Consider the following 18,291-nt stretch of genomic DNA (forward strand, 5'->3'; position numbering starts at 1 on the left):
GCATATCGATATGACTGGAGCTTATATGAGCGAGCGATCTCTGATTCTACTGGATGGCGGCATGGGCCGGGAGCTGCAGCGCCGCGGCGCGCCGTTTCGCCAGCCGGAGTGGTCGGCCCTGGCCTTGACCGAGGCGCCGGAGCAGGTGGAGGACGTGCACGCCGCCTATATCGCCAGCGGCAGCCAGGTGATCACCAGCAACAGCTACGCCGTGGTGCCCTTTCATATCGGTGAACAGCGCTTCGCCGCCGAAGGCCGGGCCCTGGCCGAACGTGCCGGCCAACTGGCCCGCAGCGCGGCGGACAAGGCCGGCAACGGCGTACGCGTCGCCGGCTCGCTGCCGCCGCTGTTCGGCTCGTATCGCCCGGACCTGTTCCAGCCCGAACGCGTCACCGAGGTGCTGACGCCGCTGCTCGACGGCCTCGCCCCTCACGTCGACCTGTGGCTGGCGGAAACCCAGAGCGCCATCGCCGAAGCGCGCGCCATTCACGCCCACTTGCCCAAAGACGGCAAGCCGTTCTGGCTGTCGTTCACCCTGCGCGATGAAGACGTGGATGAAGTGCCGCGCCTGCGTTCCGGCGAGCCGGTGGCCGAGGCAGCCCGTGCGGCGGCCGAACTGGGCGTCGAGGTGCTGCTGTTCAACTGCAGCCAGCCGGAAGTGATCGGTGACGCCATCGACGCGGCGCGCGAAGTCTTCACCAGCCTCGGTGCGAGCGTCGCGATCGGCGCCTATGCCAATGCCTTCCCGCCGCAACCCGAAGAAGCCACCGCCAACGACGGCCTCGACCCGCTGCGTGAAGACCTCGACCCGCCGGGCTACTTGCGCTGGGTCGCCGACTGGCGCGCCCGGGGCGCGAGCCACCTGGGCGGCTGCTGCGGCATCGGCCCGGAGCACATCGCGGTGTTGGCGCAGCGCCTCTGAACGTCGCTGTGCTTTGTGGGTCAGTCTTGGCGTCTATAGCTGATTGACCCCGGCAGCCGCCGGGTCGGATTGCGAGCGTGTCCATGCAAGCGTTGTTGAATGAAATCCTCGACCAGGTTCGCCCACTGATCGCTAAGGGCAAGGTCGCCACCTATATTCCCGCTCTGGCCGATGTGGCGGTGGATCAGCTGGGCATCGCCGTCTACGGTAACGATGGCGAGCTATTCACGGCTGGCGATGCGCATACGCCGTTCTCGATCCAGAGCATCTCCAAGGTGTTCAGCCTGGTGCAGGCCATCCAGCATTCCGGCGAGAGCATCTGGGAACGTCTGGGCCACGAGCCGTCGGGCCAGCCGTTCAACTCCCTGCTGCAGCTGGAGCTGGAAAACGGCCGGCCGCGCAACCCCTTCATCAATGCCGGCGCCCTGGTGATCAGCGACATCAATCAGTCGCGCTTCGCGGCGCCGGCCCTGTCGATGCGCGATTTCGTGCGGCGCCTGTCGGGCAACGCCCATGTGGTGATCGACCGGCATATCGCCGAGTCCGAATACCAGCACCGCGCGCGCAACGCGGCCATGGCCTACCTGATGCAGTCCTTCGGCAATTTCCACAACGACGTAGAGACGGTGCTGCGCAATTACTTCAGCTACTGCGCGCTGAGCATGAGCTGTGTGGATCTGGTCAAGGCGTTCTGCTTCCTGGCTCGCGATGGGTTCTGCAAACACAGCGGCGAGCAGATTCTCAGCGCCCGGCAGACTCAGCAGGTCAATTCGATCATGGCCACCAGCGGGCTGTACGACGAAGCCGGCAACTTCGCCTACCGCGTTGGCCTGCCGGGCAAGAGCGGTGTGGGCGGCGGGATCGTCGCCATCGTGCCGGGGCAGTACACCATCTGCGTGTGGTCGCCGGGGCTCAACAAGGCGGGCAATTCCCTGGCGGGCATGGCGGCTTTGGAAGTGCTCAGCGAGCGGATTGGCTGGTCGGTCTTCTAACGATCTGCTGCGCGTCGGCCCTGCGGCGTAAAAAACAGGCTGGATCGCCAGCCCGCTCGGAAAGCCGCTGGCGGCTAACGTGCTTCAGCGCGGCCCGGAGGGGAGCGAAGCGAGTAAGGCTCATGTACAAAAAGTACAGTCGCCCGCGACCCCGGCCGCTTGATTCGCTGCGCTCACCCTACGGGCCAGCCGTCGGCTGTTACCACGCTGCGCTGCGTTTCTCGCCTGTTTTTGTGGGGCCGCCTGGGCCTTGCAGTGCTCTAGCTCGCTAGATCGTTTGCAAGAGAGCAGTGGGCTGCCTGGGCGGCAGCCGCGCGGTTTACTGGGCGTCGCGGTAGGCTTTGCGCAGCATCATCAGGTCCTGGTCGGTACAGGTGCCGGCCACCGGGGCGGTCAGGTCATAGCACGGGTGACGGAAGCCCATCGGCCAGTAGATGATGCTGTACGGCGGCCAGAAGATCGATACGACGCGAAAACGCGTGCTCAGCTTGCCTTCGGAGATTGGCTGGCCGGTGGTGGTGCTGGTCAAACGATAGGGCACGCCGCCGGCACGGTTCCAGAAGAACGGACGAATCTTGACCAGGCCCTGGGGATGTTGCTCGGCACGCTCGTTGATGGCAACGGTGCTGTTTTCCGGCAATTTGAAAAAGGCTTTGGTCGAGCAGCCGGTGATGGCCAGGGCGAGCAGAAGGAATACGCTGGAGCGAAGCAAAGGCATGGGACGTCCTTGTGGATGAGGTGAAAAGAAGCTGGCTTACCGTCAGCGGGGCGCGACTATACCGATTGGTCACGCCCTAATCCATGCGTTACTCCACACGTTCGCCACACAGGTCGAGGCTGAACAGTCGCTCCACTTCATCCTGCGCCAGACCGGCACCGAGCAGGGCGAACAGTTTGCCCAGCGCCGCTTCGCGGGTCATGCCGCCCGCCGAGATCAGGCCCACCGAAGCCAACTGGCTGCCAGCGGCGTACACGCCGAACTCCACATGGCCGCGCGCGCATTGGCTGATTGCCGCCAGCACCACGCCGCGCCCATGGGCCTCGCGCAGTACGTCGAGCAGCTCAGCGTTGTCCGACGGCCCGGTGCCGCTGCCGTAGCACTCCAGCAGCAAGCCCTGCACGCCGCTGTCCAGCAAGGCGCGCAGGTGGCTGGCGCGCAGGCCCGGCACCAGCGGTAGGGCGAGCAGGTTGACCGCCTGGCGGCTCTGGCGGAAGTCGATTTGCGCCGGCAACTCGACCAGGCGTTCGCCCTGGCGCAGGCGCGGCACCACCTGGAATGCATCGAAGGCGTCGCTGCTCAGCTTGCTGACCCGGGCGCCATGCATCAGTGCACCGTTGAAGTACAGATGCACACCCGGTGCCACGCCTTCGTGCAACGCCTGCATGGCGCCGAACAGATTGGGCCAGGCATCGCTGTTCTCCGCCCCGGCCGGCAGCATCGAGCCGGTCAGTACTACCGGCACCGGCAGGCCCAGCAGCAGGAAGCTCAGGGCCGCAGCGCTGTAAGCCAGGGTGTCGGTGCCGTGCAGCACCAGCACGCCGTCGCAGCCGTCCTGCTCGACGCCCTGGCGGATCGCCGCGACCATCGCCAGCCAGTTGGCCTGGGTCATGTTGGCGCTGTCGATCAGCGGCAGCAGCTCGCGAAATACCCACGTCGGTACCTGCTCGCGCTGCTCGGTTTGCTGCGCGCGCAGGCGTGCCTCGAAGCCGGAGGCGGGGGCCAGGCCGCTGGCGCTGGCCTGCATGCCAATGGTGCCGCCGGTATACAGCACGAGGAGTTTTTGTACGGCAGGCATGCCTTTTTCCTTATTGTAAGAATGGGTATGCAAAGCGGCAGGATACATCCGATCGCCACTCGTGAAAGACCTGGGAGGCAATCTCCAGGCCAAGCCGATCCCGGCTCGCTCGTCATCGAGCAAGGGCATCGGCAGGAAAGGGAAAGCCGCCAGAGAGCGGCAGGATCGGATGGCGCACGGCGCGCCATCCGATCAGGCAGTGCGACTCAGCGCTGAGTCGAGAGCAGTTCCGGTGCGCTCTGCGGTTGAGCGTCAGCGGCTGGCTTGGCGGCTGGCCAGGAGGCGCGATCCAGGTCGAGGTCAGCGAACTTGGAACCGTCGAACACCGGCTGGTCGATGCCTGCCTTGCGCTGCTCGTCGTAGTCCTTCATGACGCGCAGGCCCACTTTGATCAGCATGGCCAGGGCGGTCAGGTTGACGAACGCCAGGCAGGTCATGGTGATGTCGGCGAAGGCGAACACGGTACCCAGGTTCTGCATCGAACCCCAGCAGATCAGCGCCAGCACCAGGCCACGGTAGCCAAGCAGGGCGACCTTGCTGCGACCGACCAGGAACTGCAGTGCGTTCTCGCCGAGGTAGTAGTTGTAGAGGATGCAGGTGAACACGAACAGGCTCAGCGCGACGCTGATGAACGTGCGGCCCCAATCACCAACTACCGCAGCCAGGGAGTTCTGGGTCAGGACGATGCCGTCACCTTCGAAGCCCGGGGTGTAGAAGCCCGACAGCAGGATCAGCAGCGCGGTACAGGTGCAGATCACGAAGGTGTCGAGGAACACGCTGAACGCCTGAACCACGCCCTGTGCCGCCGGGTGCTTCACCGAGGCCACGGCAGCCACGTTCGGGGCACTGCCCAGACCGGCTTCGTTGGCGAATACGCCGCGCTTCACGCCCATGACGATGGCGCTGCCCAGCAGGCCGGCGAAGGCTGGCTCGAGGCCGAAGGCGCTCTTGACGATGGTGGCCAGCATGGCCGGTACGTGCTCGATCTGGATGGCGATGACGTAGATGGTCACGGCGATGTAGATCAGGGTCTTGATCGGAACCAGCAGGTCCGAGACCGAGGCGATGCGCTTGATGCCGCCGATGAACACCAGGCCCAGCAGTACGGCCAGGGCGATGCCGCTGTACTGAACCGGGATGTCGAAGGCGTTCTGCAGCGAGTGGGTCACGGTGTACGACTGCAGGCCGTTGAAGGCGAAACCGTAGGTGACCAGCAGCAGTACGGCGAAGGTCATCGCCATCCAGCGCAGTTTCAGGCCGTGCTGGATGTAGTAGGCCGGGCCGCCGCGGTACAGGCCATCGCCGTCGCTGCGCTTGTAGACCTGAGCCAGGGTACATTCGAAGAAGCTGCTGGACATGCCGACCAGCGCGGTCACCCACATCCAGAACACGGCGCCCGGGCCGCCAAGGGTCACGGCGATGCCGACACCGGCGATGTTACCCGCGCCGACACGGCCGGCGAGGCTGAGCATCAGGGCCTGGAACGAGCTGAGCTGGCCGCCACTGCTGCGCAGCGATTCCTTGAATACGCTGAACATGTGGATGAAATGACGGAACTGGACGAAACGCGAACGCAGGGTGAAGTAGCTACCCAGGCCGACGATAAGCACGATCAACACTTTCCCGGAAAGGAAGTCGTTCAGTACTTCGAGCATGATGAGAATCCTCGATTCTTATTGTGATTGTTCGCAGGCGAACGCTGACGCGAGATGCGGTGGCTAATGTTTGAGCAAGGTGGCCCGGGGGACAATTTCGCGGGTCGATCCTAAGTGACGCGACCTGATGCTATAATCACGTCACTCGCATCATCTGAGCCCATCATGTCCAGTCACCTCGGTGAGAATCTTCGGCTGCTCTGCAGCCACTACCGATCCATTGCGGAGGTGTGCCGCAAGGTCGGCATCAACCGTGCCCAGTTCAACAAGTATCTTGCCGGAGAGAGCCAGCCGACGGCCTATAACCTCAAGCGCATTGGGGATTTCTTCGGCGTCGAGGGTTACGAACTGGGCTTGCCCGGCGAGCAGTTCGCGCGGCTGATCGGCGCCCGTGGCACGCAGATCGGCGCACCGGCCGAGCGAGATCCGTTACACGCGTTGTTACAGCCGTTGCGTGAAAGCTCCGGTGACCTGTCACGTTACTGCGGTTACTACTTCGAATACGCCAACTGCATGTCGGTGCCGGGCACCATCCTGCTGTCGCTGGTACACGTGCGCGAGGAGGGCGGCAACTTCCTGTTCGAGCGCCAGGAGCGCCAGGTGACGTCTACCGGCGGGCTGGCCGACGACTCGGCGCGCTGCCGCTACCTGGGTGCCGCCTTCCAGCTGCAGGACCGACTTTTCCTCATCGACTACGAGTCGCTGACCGTCAACGAGATGAGCCAGACCATCCTCATCCCCAGCTTCAAGAGCCGCATCACCCGCCTCAATGGCCTGAAGACCGGCGTGTCCAGCGGTGACCGCCGCACGCCGGCCTGCACCCGCGTGGTGTGGGAATTCCTGGGTACCGAGATCAACCGCATCAGCACCTACCGCCAGGTGATGCTCTACCAGCCGGACGATCCGCGCATCGACGAAGATATCCGCCAACGCCTGGCCCACGCGCCGGTGCGTGATGGGTTGTTCGAGGTGGAGTGAAGGGGATGGCGAAGTGCCGAAGGATCGCTTCGAGGCGGGAGCGGCCGTTATCCGATCCACTGTGGGAGCCGCGACCTCGCGGCGATTCGCTCAGGCACCGCCGATAGGCAGTCAGGCTGCAATCGTTTCGCCCCGAGGTCGGGGCTCCCACAGCTTGGTTTGAGTGGCTGCTTCCGCCTTTTATCTGTAAATGAGTGGCTTTGTTGTGGCCATCAGCACAACTCCGGATGCTTGCTGCAGGTGCCGTAGCCTTCGCTCTTCATCTGGTCCAGCGCCTGTTGCAGGCGGGTGACCACTTCGTCTGGCGTTTCCAGGTTGAGCGCCAGGTACATGTCCGAGCGATCGATGATCAGCACCGTGCGCAGCCCGCTCACGCCGGCCTGGTTGGCATGGTAGCGCCATACCGGATCGGTGGTGGCCCACAGGTCGATCTTGCCGCTGGTGAGCTTGGCGATGTTCTCCTGGTCGCGCAGCGCGTTGGTTGGCTGCAGGCCGGCGCGCTCCAGGGCCTGACTGACCGCACCGTCCTTGTAGCTGCCGATGCGGTACTGGCGCGCCTGGTCGAGGTTCGCCAGGTTGGTGATCTTCGCGTCGGCTGCCACCAGCACGCCTTCGACCTTGGCGATCGGGCCGACCCATTTGAACAGCGGCCGGCGCGCCTCGCTCATGGAGGTGGAAAACAGCCCATAGTTGGCGTGGGCCAGGGTGTCGTCGTACACGCGGCTCCATGGGAAGCGCAGGGTCATGGTGTAGTCGATGCCGGCACGCTTGAACATCTCGCGCACGATGGTGGTGCTGACGCCCTGGATATTGGCGTCACGCGCGAAGTTCTTGTTCTGCTCGGCCATGTTGAACGGCGGGAAGTTTTCGGTCTGCAGAACCACCTTGTAGTCCGGTGGCAGCGCCGCCTGGGTGGGCAGGGCGAAGAGGCTGGAAACGGCAAGCAGGCCGGCAAACCATGCGGCATTGACTCTCATTGGAACGACTCCTTGTTAGGCCGCAGCCCTTTTAGCGTGCCGCCGCGTAAACGGCAACGAGTCGTTGCCAGCAGAGCCCCAGACTGTGAACCGGTCTGGGGCTTTCGACCGACAGCGGCGTTCGCCGTCGTAACGGAGAACGTCAGGCGAGCCGTCGAGGTGCGGCGATCAGCACAGCTCCGGGTGCTTGTTGCAGGTGCCGTAGCCCTCGGTCTTCATCTGGTCCAGCGCCTGTTGCAGGCGCGAGACGACTTCGTCCGGCGTATCGAGGTTGAGCGCCAGGTAGAGGTCGGCGCGGTCGAAGGTCAGCACGTTGCGCAGGCCGGTGACGCCCGCCTGGCGTGCCTGGAAGCGCCAGACCGGATCGGTGGTGCCCCACAGGTCGATCTTGCCACCGGTGAGCTTGGCGATGTTTTCCTGGTCACGCAGTGCGTTGTTCGGCTCCAGCCCGGCCTTCTCCAGGGCCTGGGCCGCGGCGCTGTCCTTGTAGCTGCCGATGCGGTACTGGCGCGCCTGCTCGAGGCTGGTCAGGTTGGGGATGTTGGAGCCGGGGGCGGCGAGCAGCACGCGCTCGACCTTGGCGATTGGGCCGACCCACTTGAACAGTGGGCGACGCGCCTCGTTCATCGAGGTGGAGAACAGGCCGTGGTTGGCGTTGGCCAGGGTGGCGTCGTAGACCCGGCTCCACGGGAAGCGCAGGGTCAGGGTGTAGTCGATGCCGGCGCGTTTGAACATCTCGCGCACGATGGTGGTGCTGACGCCCTGGATATTGGCGTCGCGGGCGAAGTTCTTGTCGTTGTCCGCCATGTTGAACGGCGGAAAGTTTTCCGTTTGTAACACGACCTGGTAGCCGGCCGGCAATTCGGCCTGGGCGGGGAGTGCGACAGCACCTGAAAGGGACAGCAGGCACAGCAGCCACGCGGTTTTGACGGTCATGGGGCGACTTCTCTTTATTAGGACTGCCGCTCTTTTAGCCTGCGCGCGGGCAAACGGCAATCGGTCCTGAACAAAGCGAAGCCCCGTACCGCTGAACGGTACGGGGCTTCGGGTCTGGCAACGCTTAGCGCTGCTGCTCGACGGCGTCTTTGACCGGTGGGGTCAGGGGCTTGAGCTGGTGCGGAGCGATCATGTTTTCCGGGCGCAGGATCTCGGCCAGGGTGCTGTCGTCCAGCAGCTTCTCTTCACGTACCAGCTCCAGCACGCCGCGGCCGCTGACCAGGGCTTCCTTGGCGATACGGGTGGAGTTCTCGTAGCCGATGTACGGGTTCAGCGCGGTGATCAGGCCGATGGAGTTTTCCATCAGTGCGCGGCAATGGGCTTCATTGGCGGTGATGCCGTTGATGCAGTGCTCGCGCAGCATGTCCATGGCGCGCTGCAGCAGGCGGATCGAGTCGAAGATCTTGTAGGCGATCAGCGGCTCCATCACGTTCAACTGCAGCTGGCCGCCCTCGGCTGCCATGGTCAACGCCAGGTCGTTGCCGATGATTTCGAAGGCCACCTGGTTAACAGCTTCCGGGATCACCGGGTTGACCTTGCCCGGCATGATCGAGCTGCCCGGCTGGCGCGCCGGCAGGTTGATCTCGTTGATGCCGGTGCGCGGGCCGCTGGACAGCAGGCGCAGGTCGTTGCAGATCTTCGACAGCTTGACCGCGGTGCGCTTGAGCATGCCGGAGAACAGTACGAAGGCGCCCATGTCCGAAGTGGCTTCGATCAGGTCGGCAGCCGGCACCAGCGGCTGGCCGCTGATCAGCGCCAGGCGCTGCACCGCCAGGTGCTGGTAGCCCGGGTCGGCGTTGATGCCGGTACCGATGGCGGTGCCGCCCAGGTTCACTTCGGTCAGCAGCTCTGGCGCCAGGCTGCGCAGGCGCGCCAGGTCTTCACCCAGGGTGGTGGCGAAGGCGCGGAATTCCTGGCCGAGGGTCATCGGCACGGCGTCTTGCAGCTGGGTGCGGCCCATCTTCAGTACATGGGCGAATTCCTCACCCTTGGCAGCGAACGACTGGATCAGGCTATCGAGGCTGGCCAGCAGGGTGTCGTGGCCAAGCAGCAGGCCCAGGCGGATGGCGGTCGGGTAGGCGTCGTTGGTCGACTGCGCCATGTTGACGTCGTTGTTCGGGTGCAGGTGCTTGTATTCACCCTTGGCATGGCCCATGGCTTCCAGGGCGATGTTGGCGATCACCTCGTTGGCGTTCATGTTGGTCGAGGTGCCGGCACCGCCCTGAATCATGTCCACCACGAACTGCTCGTGGAAATCGCCGCGGATGATGCGTGCGCAGGCTTCGCTGATCGCCGCGTGCTTCTCGGCCGGCAGGTGGCCCAGCTCACGGTTGGCGTCGGCGGCGGCCTGCTTGACCATGGCCAGGGCTACGACCAGTTTCGGGTAGTGGGCCAGGGGCACGCCGGACAGGCGGAAGTTGTTCAGCGCACGCAGGGTCTGGATGCCATAGTAGGCTTCTGCCGGAACTTCGAGGGTACCGAGCAGGTCTTTTTCGACGCGGAACGATGCAGCAGCGGACATGATGTCTCGATTCTCTTGGTAAGGCGGAAGATACCGCGATGGGCCAAAGAATAAGGCTTTCCGGCAGTGAGCGGCCAATGCTGTTGTTTGCTGGGGTATGCATAATCGGCATAATGCGGTCGTGACCAATTCTTTGCACCAAACGTGTGCATCGCGCTGCGCGAGTCGAGGACGCCCATGAATCTGGAAACCAAATGGCTGGAAGACTTCGTCACCCTGGCCGCCACTCGCAGCTTTTCCGCCGCGGCGCAAAAGCGCTTCGTGACCCAGCCGGCCTTCAGCCGGCGCATCCAGAGCCTGGAGGCAGCGCTTGGCCTGACTCTGGTCAACCGCTCCCGCACGCCGATCGAGCTGACCGAGTCGGGCCAGTTGTTCCTGCTCACGGCGCGCAGCATGGTCGAGCAGCTCGGCGAAGTGGTGCGTCACCTGCATCACCTGGAAGGGCAGCAGGGCGAGGCGCTGCAGATCGCCGCTGCCCATTCCCTGGTGTTCGGTTTCTTCCCGGAATGGATCGCCCGCCTGCGCCGTGACGGCCTGCCGCTGACCACCCGACTGGTGGCGACCAACGTCGGCGAGGCGGTGCACTCGCTGCGTGAAGGTACCTGCGACCTGATTCTCGCCTACCACGATCAGGACGCCGCCGTGCAACTGGCCCCCGATCTGTTCCCATCGCTGCCTCTGGGCGTCAGTGAGATGCTACCGGTGTGCGCCGTGGACGAGCAGGGCGCGCCACTGTTCGATCTGGACGCCGGGCAGAGCGTGCCGCTGCTGGCCTACAGCGCCGGCACCTACCTGGGCCGGTCGGTGAACCTGCTATTGCGTCAGCGCGCCCTGCGCTCGACCACCGTGCACGAAACGGCCATGGCCGACAGCCTCAAGGCCATGGCCCAGCAGGGTCTGGGCGTGGCCTGGGTGCCACGCCTGTCGATGAACGCCGAGCTGGCGCGTGGCGAGCTGGTGGTGTGCGGCAAGGAGCATTGGCACATCCCGCTGGAGATTCGCCTGTACCGCTGGAGCATGTCGCGCAAGGCGGCGGTACGCCTGTTGTGGCGCAAGCTGGAAGGGGGCGTAGGGCGTGACGAAAGCTAGAGCGGCGGGATCAACCATCTCTTGTTCCCACAGTCCCTGGATACACAATCGTGATTCGAACAGCCGCGCCACCGCTCGGCTTACGTCTTATCCCAGCCCGTACTTCTTCACCTTATCGAACAGCGTGGTCTTGGCCATGCCGAGGGCCTGGGCGGCCTGGCTGAGGTTGCCGGCGTGCTGTTCGAGGGCGTCGACCAGCAGGTTGCGTTCGAAGGCTTCCACGGCCTCGGCGAAGGTGGCGGCATTGCCTTCGTTGGCGCCGCTCTTCTTGAAGGCCGGCAGGCCGAGGGCGAAGCGCTCGGCGACGTTGCGCAGCTCGCGCACGTTGCCGGGCCAGTCGTGGGCCATCAGGGCCGCCAGGGTGTGCCGATCCAGCTCCGGCGCAGCGCGGTCGAAGCGCAGGGCCGAGAGCTGCAGGAAGTGTTCGAACAGCAGGGCGATATCCTCGCGGCGCTCGCGCAGCGGCGGCAGTTCGAGGGTCACCACGTTGAGCCGGTAGTACAGGTCGCTGCGAAACTGTCCGCTCTTGCCGGCCTCGTCGAGGTCGGTCTTGGTGGCGGCGATCACCCGGCAATCCACGGCGACCGGCTGATTGGAGCCCAGACGCTCCAGGCTGTGCTCCTGCAGTACGCGCAACAGCTTGATCTGCAGGTTGAGCGGCATGCTTTCGACTTCGTCGAGAAACAGACTGCCGCCGTTGGCGTGCTCGATCTTGCCGATGCGCCGCTTGCCGGCGCCGGTGAAGGCGTGGGCTTCGTGACCGAAGATTTCGCTCTCGAACAGGTTCTCCGGCAGGCCGCCGCAGTTGAGCGCCACGAAGGCCTTGCTCTGCCGGCGGCTGAAATCGTGCAGGCAGCGCGCGACCAGCTCCTTGCCGGTACCGGTTTCGCCTTCTATCAGCACGTTGGCCGAGGTGTCGGCGACATTGGCGATCAGTTCGCGCAACTGCTGCATGGCCGGCGAACGGCCGATCAGGCGGTGTTCCAGGGCCTGCTTGCCGGCCAGTTGGCGGCGCAGCGACGATACCTCGCGGGCCAGGCTGCGCTGCTCCAGGGCGCGACGGGCGACGTCGACCAAGTGCTCTGGCGAAAAGGGTTTTTCCATGAAGTCATAGGCGCCATCGCGCATGGCGCCGACCGCCATGCCGATGTCGCCGTGGCCGGTGATCAGCACCACCGGCAGACTGGGATCGCGGCGTTTGAGTTCGCCGAGCAGTTGCAGGCCGTCCATGCCGGGCAGGCGGATGTCGCTGATGACGATGCCGGCGAAGTCCGCGCCGATGCGCTGCAGGGCTTCTTCGGCGCTGCCCACGCCCTCGCAGGGGATGTCTTCGAGGGCCAGGGCCTGTTGGCAGCCGAGCAACACGTGGGGATCGTCCTCGACGATCAGCACGGTGAGGTCATCATTCATCGGGTGTCTCCATGACAGCGGCAACCTGCGGCAGGTTGAGTTCGAAGGCGGTTCCGCCCTGGGGCGGATGGTCGGCGCTGAGGCTGCCGCCGGCGGCTGCGGCGAGGCTGGCGGACAGCGTAAGGCCGAGCCCGAGGCCCTGCTCGCCGGGCTTGGTGGTGAAGAAGGGTTCGAACAGGTGGGTGCGGTCTTCGGGGGCGATGCCGGGGCCGTTGTCGACCACGCGCAGGCGATAGCGCTCGCCCTCGGTACCGCCCTGCAGCCACAGTTGGCGATCGGCCTGGGCGCTCATCGCATCGGCGGCGTTGGCGATCAGGTTGACCAGGATCTGCTCCAGGCGGGTCTGGTTGATTGCCAGCCGGGCGTCGGTGAACTGGTGGTGAATGTTCAGCGGCGTACGTTCCAGGCGTGGCTGCACGACTTGCAACGCAGCGTCCACGGCCTTGGCCAGGCTGGCTTCGCCGCCATCGTTGGAGCGGCGGGCGAAGGCGCGCAGGCTGCCGGTTATCTTACCCATGCGGTCGACCAGCTCGTTGATGGTCTGCAGGTTGGTGGTGGCCACGTCATAGGCGCCGCGGGACAGGAAGCGCACGGTGTTGCCGGACAGCGTGCGCAGCGCCGCCAGCGGCTGGTTGAGCTCGTGGGCGATGCTGGTGGACATCTGCCCAATGACCGCCAGCTTGCCGGCCTGCACCAGTTCGTCCTGGGCCAGGCGCAGGGTTTGCTCGGCCTGGCGGCGCTCGCGGATCTGCGCCTTGAGGCGGTCGTTGCTGGCGCGCAGGTCGGCGGTGCGCTCGGTGATCTTGCGCTCCAGCTCGCTGTTGGCCAACTGCAGGGCTTCGCGGGCGGCCAGGCGGGTGGCGATCACCTTGCGGCGCTCGTTCCAGGCGATCAGCAGGAAGGCCAGCAGGGCGAAGGCGGCGGCGGCCAGCATGCCGTGGCTGACGGCCTCACGGCGCAAGTCCTGTAGCGGGCTGAGCAGGGTGAGGTGCCACGGCGTGTCTTCCAGGGGGCGGCTCTGGGCGAGGTATTGGGTCACCTCACTGGCATTCTGCCCATTGTGGCCCGCGAAGCTGACCTGTTCGACGCCGTCGGCCAGCGGCTTGCGCGCCTGTGGGATCAGCTCGTCGAGCGACGACCAGTGGTACTGCAGGCTGCGCGCCAGGCGCTCCTTGGTCTCGGCGTTGAGTGGGCGCACCGCCTTGAGCCGGCGCATCGGATCGCTGGAGAGGATGATGATGCCGTTCTCGTCGCTGACGTAGGCTTCCAGGCGCGCCCGTTGCCAGCGCTGCTCCAGCGGGTCGAGGCGCACCTTGACCACCGCTACGCCGATGATCCGACCGTTGGCCTTGAGCCCGTGGGACAGGTAATAGCCGGGCTCACCGGTGGTACTGCCGATGCCGTAGAAACGACCTTGCTCGCCCTGCAGGGCGTCATGGAAATAGGCGCGAAAGGACAGGTCCTCGCCCAGGTAGCTGTCCGCCTGGCGCCAATTGCTGGTAGCCAGCACCCGGCCGTCGGTGTCCATCACGTAGATGGCCATGCTGCCACTGCGTCGGTTGAGGCCTTCGAGGTAATCGTTGACGCGCTGGCGACGGTAGGCGTCGGGAGTCAGCAGCAGGCGACTGACGTTGGATTCGAGCTCCAGCAGGCTGGGCAGGTAGGTGTATTTGTTGATCTCGCTTTCCACCGCCCGGGCATTGAGCTCGAGCTGGCGCTCGCCGCTTTCGACCAGGCTTCGGATACCGGACTTCTCGCTGAGGTAGTAGCCGGCGTAGCCGCAGGCAGCTACCAGTACCAGCATCAGCAGGGTCAGCGACAGGTGGCGAACGTAGCGCGGTTTGGCGGCCAAGACGGGCGGCACCCCAGAGGGACTGATGGACGCGCATTGCATCACAGTCACCGTGACCGGGCCAGCCCGCCTGGAGACGGGGAAGGCGGGTCACCGCCGCAGGTGCAGCGGTGCCGTGGGGGGCGAGTCATGACATCGGCTCAGTGTTCAACCACTAGACCGACGCCGCGCCCGCGCGGATCGGAGGCGGTTTCCAGGCGGCGCCCGTCGACGCGGATGGCCTGGATGTCCCCCATGTTCCAGCCCTGATCCTCGAGCACGTAACCCATGGCCTTGAGCTCGTCGGCGACTTTGCCGGTGAGCGGCGCGTAGGCGTCGTAGTAAATCGTGTCCTTGGGTAGCAACTGGTGGTGAACGCGCTGGGCGGCGACGGCCTTTTCCAGAGGCAGCTTGAAATCGTAGACGTTGTTGAGCACCTGGAAGATCGACGTGAAGATCCGCGAGCCGCCGGGCGTGCCCAGCACCAGGCTGACCTTGCCGTCGCGGGTGACGATGCTCGGGCTCATCGAAGACAGCATGCGCTTGCCCGGCTCGATGGCGTTGGCATCGCTGCCTACCACGCCAAAGGCGTTGGCCACGCCGGGCTTGGCGCTGAAGTCGTCCATCTCGTCGTTGAGCAGGAAGCCGGCGCCTTCGACCACCACGCCACTGCCGAAGTCCCAGTTCAGGGTATAGGTGTTGCTGACCGCGTTGCCATCGGCGTCGACGATGGAGAAGTGCGTGGTCTGGTGCGGCTCCAGGCCGGGGCGCACTTGCTCGGTCGGCGAAATGGCGGTCGGGTTGACTTCGCTCGCGCGGCGTTCGAGGTACTGCGCATCGATCAGCTTGTCGACCGGCACGTCGGAGAAGTCCGGGTCGCCCAAGTAGTCGGCGCGGTCGGCGAACACCCGTTTTTCGATCTCGGCCAGGAGATGGATGTAGCGCGCGGAGTTCAGCTCGACGCCTTTGAAGTCAGCGGCGCGCTGCTCCTTGATGCCGATCAGCTGGGCCAGGGCGATGCCGCCGGAGCTGGGCAGAGGCGCGGTGTAGAGGGTGTTGCCTTGCCAGTCGACGCGAATCGGCTCGCGCCATTTGGCCCGGTAGTCGGCCAGGTCCTGCTTGGTGATCAGCCCATCGTCACGTTGCATCTGGGCGACCAGCAGGTCGGCGGTCTTGCCCTTGTAGAACTCGTCGGGGCCGTTGGCAGCGATGCGCTCCAGGGTCTTGGCCATCTCCGGCTGTTTGAACGGCTTGCCGGGCTGCATGTTGCCGAAGTAGTCACTGAAATTGGTGTGTTCGTTGAACAGGCCCAGGGCGTCTTCGCGGTACTGGAACTGCTTGTCGGCGATGGTGAAACCATTCTGCGCGTAGCCGATGGCTGGGGTAATCAGCTCGCTCCAGGGCAGTTTGCCAAAGCGCTTGTGCGCCTCCCACAGGCCCATCACCGTGCCGGGTACGCCAGCGGCCTTGGCGCCGACGAGGCTGAGGTTCTCGATCACCTCGCCCTTGTCGTCGAGGTACATGGTCTTGGTCGCCGCCCTGGGCGCGGTTTCCCGATAGTCGAGGAAGTACGGCTTGCCATCCATGAACAGGGTCATGAAACCACCACCGCCGATATTGCCGGCTTCGGGGTAGGTGATGGCCAGGGTGAAGGCGGTGGCGACGGCGGCGTCTACCGCATTGCCACCGTCCTTGAGCACCTGGGCGGCCACCTTGGCTGCGTACTGGTCGGGTGCGGCTACCGCGCCGCCGTCCAGGCTGGCGGCCAATACGGCATTGCTGCTGACGGCGAAAGCAACGCTGAGGGTGAGGGTCTTGGCGTGCAGAAGGCGCATGATGGGGTCTCGATTTAATTGTACTTGTCGAGGTTGGCCCGCCATCACAGCGATGGCGGGCCGGGTGCGTCAGTGCTGGAGGATCTTGGCGAGGAACTGCTGGGCCCGCTCGGAGCGTGCACTGATGTCGCCGAAGAACTCTTCCTTGGGGCAGTCTTCGACGATCTTGCCGGCATCCATGAAGATCACCCGGTCGGCGACCTTGCGGGCGAACCCCATCTCGTGGGTCACGCACATCATGGTCATGCCTTCGTGGGCCAGCTGCACCATCACGTCGAGCACCTCGTTGACCATTTCCGGGTCGAGCGCCGAGGTCGGTTCGTCGAACAGCATCACCACCGGATCCATCGCCAGGGCGCGGGCGATCGCCACCCGCTGCTGCTGGCCGCCGGAGAGTTGGCCCGGGTGCTTGTGGGCGTGCTCCTTGAGGCCGACGCGGTCAAGCAGGGCCAGGCCCTTCTGGGTAGCTTCTTCCTTGCTGCGGCCCAGCACCTTGATCTGCGCGATGGTCAGGTTCTCGGTGATGGTCAGGTGCGGGAACAGCTCGAAGTGCTGGAACACCATGCCGACGCGCGAGCGCAGTTTCGGCAGGTTGGTCTTCTTGTCGGCGATGGAGGTACCGTCGACCACGATGTCGCCCTTCTGGAAGGGCTCCAGCGCATTGACGCATTTGATCAGGGTCGACTTGCCCGAGCCGGACGGTCCGCAGACCACGACCACTTCGCCTTTCTTGACGTCCGTGGTGCAGTCGGTCAGCACCTGGAAGTCCCCATACCACTTGTTGACGTTCTTGATGGAAATCATACGGCTAACCTTTTTTGCAGGAGCTTGACCAGCTGCGAGGCAGCGAAGCTGATGGTGAAGTAGACCAGGCCGGCGAAGATCAGGAATTCATGGGGCTGCCCCAGAATGTCGCCACGGGAGCGGGCGGCATTGAGGAAGTCCATCAGGCCGACGGTGTAGACCAGCGAGGTGTCCTGGAACAGGATGATGCTCTGCTGCAGCAGCAGCGGGGTCATCTTGCGAAACGCCTGGGGCAGGATGATCAGCCGCATGGTCTGGCCGTAGCTCATGCCCAGTGCCTGGGCAGCGCCCATCTGGCCCTTGGGAATGGACTGGATGCCGGCGCGCACGATTTCGCAGAAGTACGCCGCCTCGAACATGATGAACGCCACCAGGCAGGACGCGAACGCGCCCACCGGCGTGTCTTCACCGGTGATCCAGCGCAGGATGAACGGCACCGCGAAGTAGAACCAGGTGATGACCAGCAGCAGCGGGATCGAGCGGAAGTAGTTGACGTAAGTGGCGGCCAGTTTGGACAGCAGCACGTTGCTTGACAGGCGCATCAGCGCCAGCAGGGTGCCGAGAATCACGCCACCGATGACGCCCATGACCATCAGTTGCAGGGTCATGGCCATGCCTTCCCAGAGGCCTGGCAGAGCGGGAATGATCTGACTGAAGTCCATCATTTGCCTCCCACGGAGATCAGGCCCGGCACGGCGACCTTACGCTCGACCATACGCATGATCATCATCAGGCTCATGTTCAGGGTGAAGTAGATCAGCGTCGCCAGGGTAAAGGCTTCGAACAGGTTGGCGCTGAATTCGGCGGTCTGCTTGGTCTGCGCGAGCAGCTCCATCAGGCCGATCAGCGAGGCCACCGAGGAGTTCTTGAAGATGTTCAGGAACTCGCTGGTGAGCGGCGGAATGATGATCCGGTAGGCCTGGGGCAGCAGCACGTTGCGGTAGATCTGTGGCAGACGGAAGCCCATGGCGTAGGCCGCGGCGGTCTGGCCCTTGGGCAGTGCTTCGATACCGGTGCGCACCTGCTCGCAGACGCGGGCGGCGGTGAACAGGCCGAGACAGACCACGACCGACAGGTAGGCCGAGGTCGCCGGGTTGAGGTCCTGCTTGAACCACAGCTCCAGTGGTTCGGGCAGCAGATCCGGGACCAGGAAGTACCAGAGGAACAGCTGCACCAGCAGCGGTACGTTACGGAAGATCTCCACATAGGCGGTGGCGATCCCGGAGATCAGGCGGTTCGGCACGGTGCGCATCACACCGAGCAGCGAGCCGAGCGACAGGGCGATCAGCCAGCCGACCAGGGCGATGGCGATGGTCCAGCCCAGGCCGGTGATGAACCACTCCAGGTAGATTTCATCGCCAATGCCGGTGGACTTGAAGAAGATGCCCCAGTCCCAGTTGTAGTTCATTACGGGTTTCCCCTCAGGTGGGTTGACGCAGCGAAGCTCGGCGGCGGGCAGCAGTCACCCGCATCCGCGTGAGCGA

At 64.7% G+C, this 18,291-nt stretch carries 16 protein-coding genes; 4 read left to right on the plus strand and 12 right to left on the minus strand.

The genetic code is table 11. The features are described from left to right. The first annotated feature begins 25 nt into the window (after positions 1-25). The gene (locus tag BVH06_RS03850; RefSeq protein WP_075933266.1) at positions 26-922 is read left to right on the plus strand and encodes a homocysteine S-methyltransferase family protein; all 897 of its coding nucleotides are present in this window, start codon (positions 26-28) and stop codon (positions 920-922) included. A gap of 83 nt (positions 923-1,005) precedes the next feature. Next, the gene (gene glsB / locus BVH06_RS03855; RefSeq protein WP_075933267.1) at positions 1,006-1,914 is read left to right on the plus strand and encodes a glutaminase B; all 909 of its coding nucleotides are present in this window, start codon (positions 1,006-1,008) and stop codon (positions 1,912-1,914) included. Positions 1,915-2,233: 319 nt separating this feature from the next. Here glsB and BVH06_RS03860 read toward each other — a convergent pair whose 3' ends face one another. The 3 genes from BVH06_RS03860 to BVH06_RS03870 form a co-directional block, all read right to left on the minus strand. Continuing rightward, positions 2,234-2,632 (minus strand): hypothetical protein, encoded by a 399-nt coding sequence (locus tag BVH06_RS03860; protein WP_075928913.1) that lies wholly within the window; start codon positions 2,630-2,632, stop codon positions 2,234-2,236. Between the two features lie 88 nt (positions 2,633-2,720). Beyond that, positions 2,721-3,710 (minus strand): asparaginase, encoded by a 990-nt coding sequence (locus tag BVH06_RS03865; protein ID WP_075933268.1) that lies wholly within the window; start codon positions 3,708-3,710, stop codon positions 2,721-2,723. 206 nt (positions 3,711-3,916) lie between these two features. After that, positions 3,917-5,365, minus strand: coding sequence for a sodium:alanine symporter family protein (locus BVH06_RS03870; protein ID WP_075933269.1), 1,449 nt, complete (start codon positions 5,363-5,365; stop codon positions 3,917-3,919). A 165-nt stretch (positions 5,366-5,530) separates the two neighbouring features. Between BVH06_RS03870 and BVH06_RS03875 the strand changes: the two genes are divergently transcribed. After that, the gene (locus tag BVH06_RS03875) at positions 5,531-6,343 is read left to right on the plus strand and encodes a helix-turn-helix transcriptional regulator (protein ID WP_075928910.1); all 813 of its coding nucleotides are present in this window, start codon (positions 5,531-5,533) and stop codon (positions 6,341-6,343) included. 212 nt (positions 6,344-6,555) lie between these two features. On the opposite strand, the gene BVH06_RS03880 is transcribed toward BVH06_RS03875, so the two are convergent. The 3 genes from BVH06_RS03880 to aspA all read right to left on the minus strand — a co-directional run bounded on the left by BVH06_RS03880 (position 6,556) and on the right by aspA (position 9,838). Beyond that, positions 6,556-7,320, minus strand: coding sequence for an ABC transporter substrate-binding protein (locus tag BVH06_RS03880; protein ID WP_075933270.1), 765 nt, complete (start codon positions 7,318-7,320; stop codon positions 6,556-6,558). A 168-nt stretch (positions 7,321-7,488) separates the two neighbouring features. Continuing rightward, entirely contained in the window at positions 7,489-8,256 is a 768-nt protein-coding gene (locus BVH06_RS03885; RefSeq protein ID WP_075928908.1) for an ABC transporter substrate-binding protein, read from the minus strand. Positions 8,257-8,380: 124 nt separating this feature from the next. Continuing rightward, positions 8,381-9,838, minus strand: coding sequence for an aspartate ammonia-lyase (gene aspA, locus BVH06_RS03890; RefSeq protein ID WP_075933271.1), 1,458 nt, complete (start codon positions 9,836-9,838; stop codon positions 8,381-8,383). 177 nt (positions 9,839-10,015) lie between these two features. On the opposite strand from aspA, the gene BVH06_RS03895 reads away from it, so the two are divergent. After that, entirely contained in the window at positions 10,016-10,927 is a 912-nt protein-coding gene (locus BVH06_RS03895; RefSeq protein ID WP_075933272.1) for a LysR substrate-binding domain-containing protein, read from the plus strand. Between the two features lie 87 nt (positions 10,928-11,014). Here BVH06_RS03895 and BVH06_RS03900 read toward each other — a convergent pair whose 3' ends face one another. From BVH06_RS03900 to BVH06_RS03925, 6 genes are all read right to left on the minus strand, one after another. Beyond that, positions 11,015-12,337: a sigma-54 dependent transcriptional regulator gene (locus tag BVH06_RS03900; RefSeq protein WP_075933273.1), complete on the minus strand. Its 1,323-nt coding sequence runs from the start codon at positions 12,335-12,337 to the stop codon at positions 11,015-11,017. After that, positions 12,330-14,231, minus strand: a complete 1,902-nt coding sequence (locus tag BVH06_RS03905) for an ATP-binding protein (protein ID WP_075928904.1) — start codon at positions 14,229-14,231, stop codon at positions 12,330-12,332. The genes BVH06_RS03900 and BVH06_RS03905 overlap by 8 nt, the downstream gene beginning before the upstream one ends. A gap of 98 nt (positions 14,232-14,329) precedes the next feature. After that, positions 14,330-16,003: a gamma-glutamyltransferase gene (gene ggt / locus BVH06_RS03910; protein ID WP_075928903.1), complete on the minus strand. Its 1,674-nt coding sequence runs from the start codon at positions 16,001-16,003 to the stop codon at positions 14,330-14,332. Between the two features lie 69 nt (positions 16,004-16,072). Beyond that, complete coding sequence (locus BVH06_RS03915; RefSeq protein WP_075928902.1) at positions 16,073-16,807, minus strand: amino acid ABC transporter ATP-binding protein; 735 nt, start codon at positions 16,805-16,807, stop codon at positions 16,073-16,075. Next, the gene (locus tag BVH06_RS03920; protein WP_177344592.1) at positions 16,804-17,472 is read right to left on the minus strand and encodes an amino acid ABC transporter permease; all 669 of its coding nucleotides are present in this window, start codon (positions 17,470-17,472) and stop codon (positions 16,804-16,806) included. Before BVH06_RS03920 ends, BVH06_RS03915 begins: the two co-directional genes overlap by 4 nt. Continuing rightward, positions 17,469-18,215, minus strand: a complete 747-nt coding sequence (locus BVH06_RS03925) for an amino acid ABC transporter permease (protein ID WP_075928901.1) — start codon at positions 18,213-18,215, stop codon at positions 17,469-17,471. The genes BVH06_RS03920 and BVH06_RS03925 overlap by 4 nt, the downstream gene beginning before the upstream one ends. Positions 18,216-18,291 lie beyond the last annotated feature (76 nt).

The sequence above is a fragment of the Pseudomonas sp. PA27(2017) genome, assembly GCF_001945445.1.
Lineage (GTDB): Bacteria > Pseudomonadota > Gammaproteobacteria > Pseudomonadales > Pseudomonadaceae > Aquipseudomonas.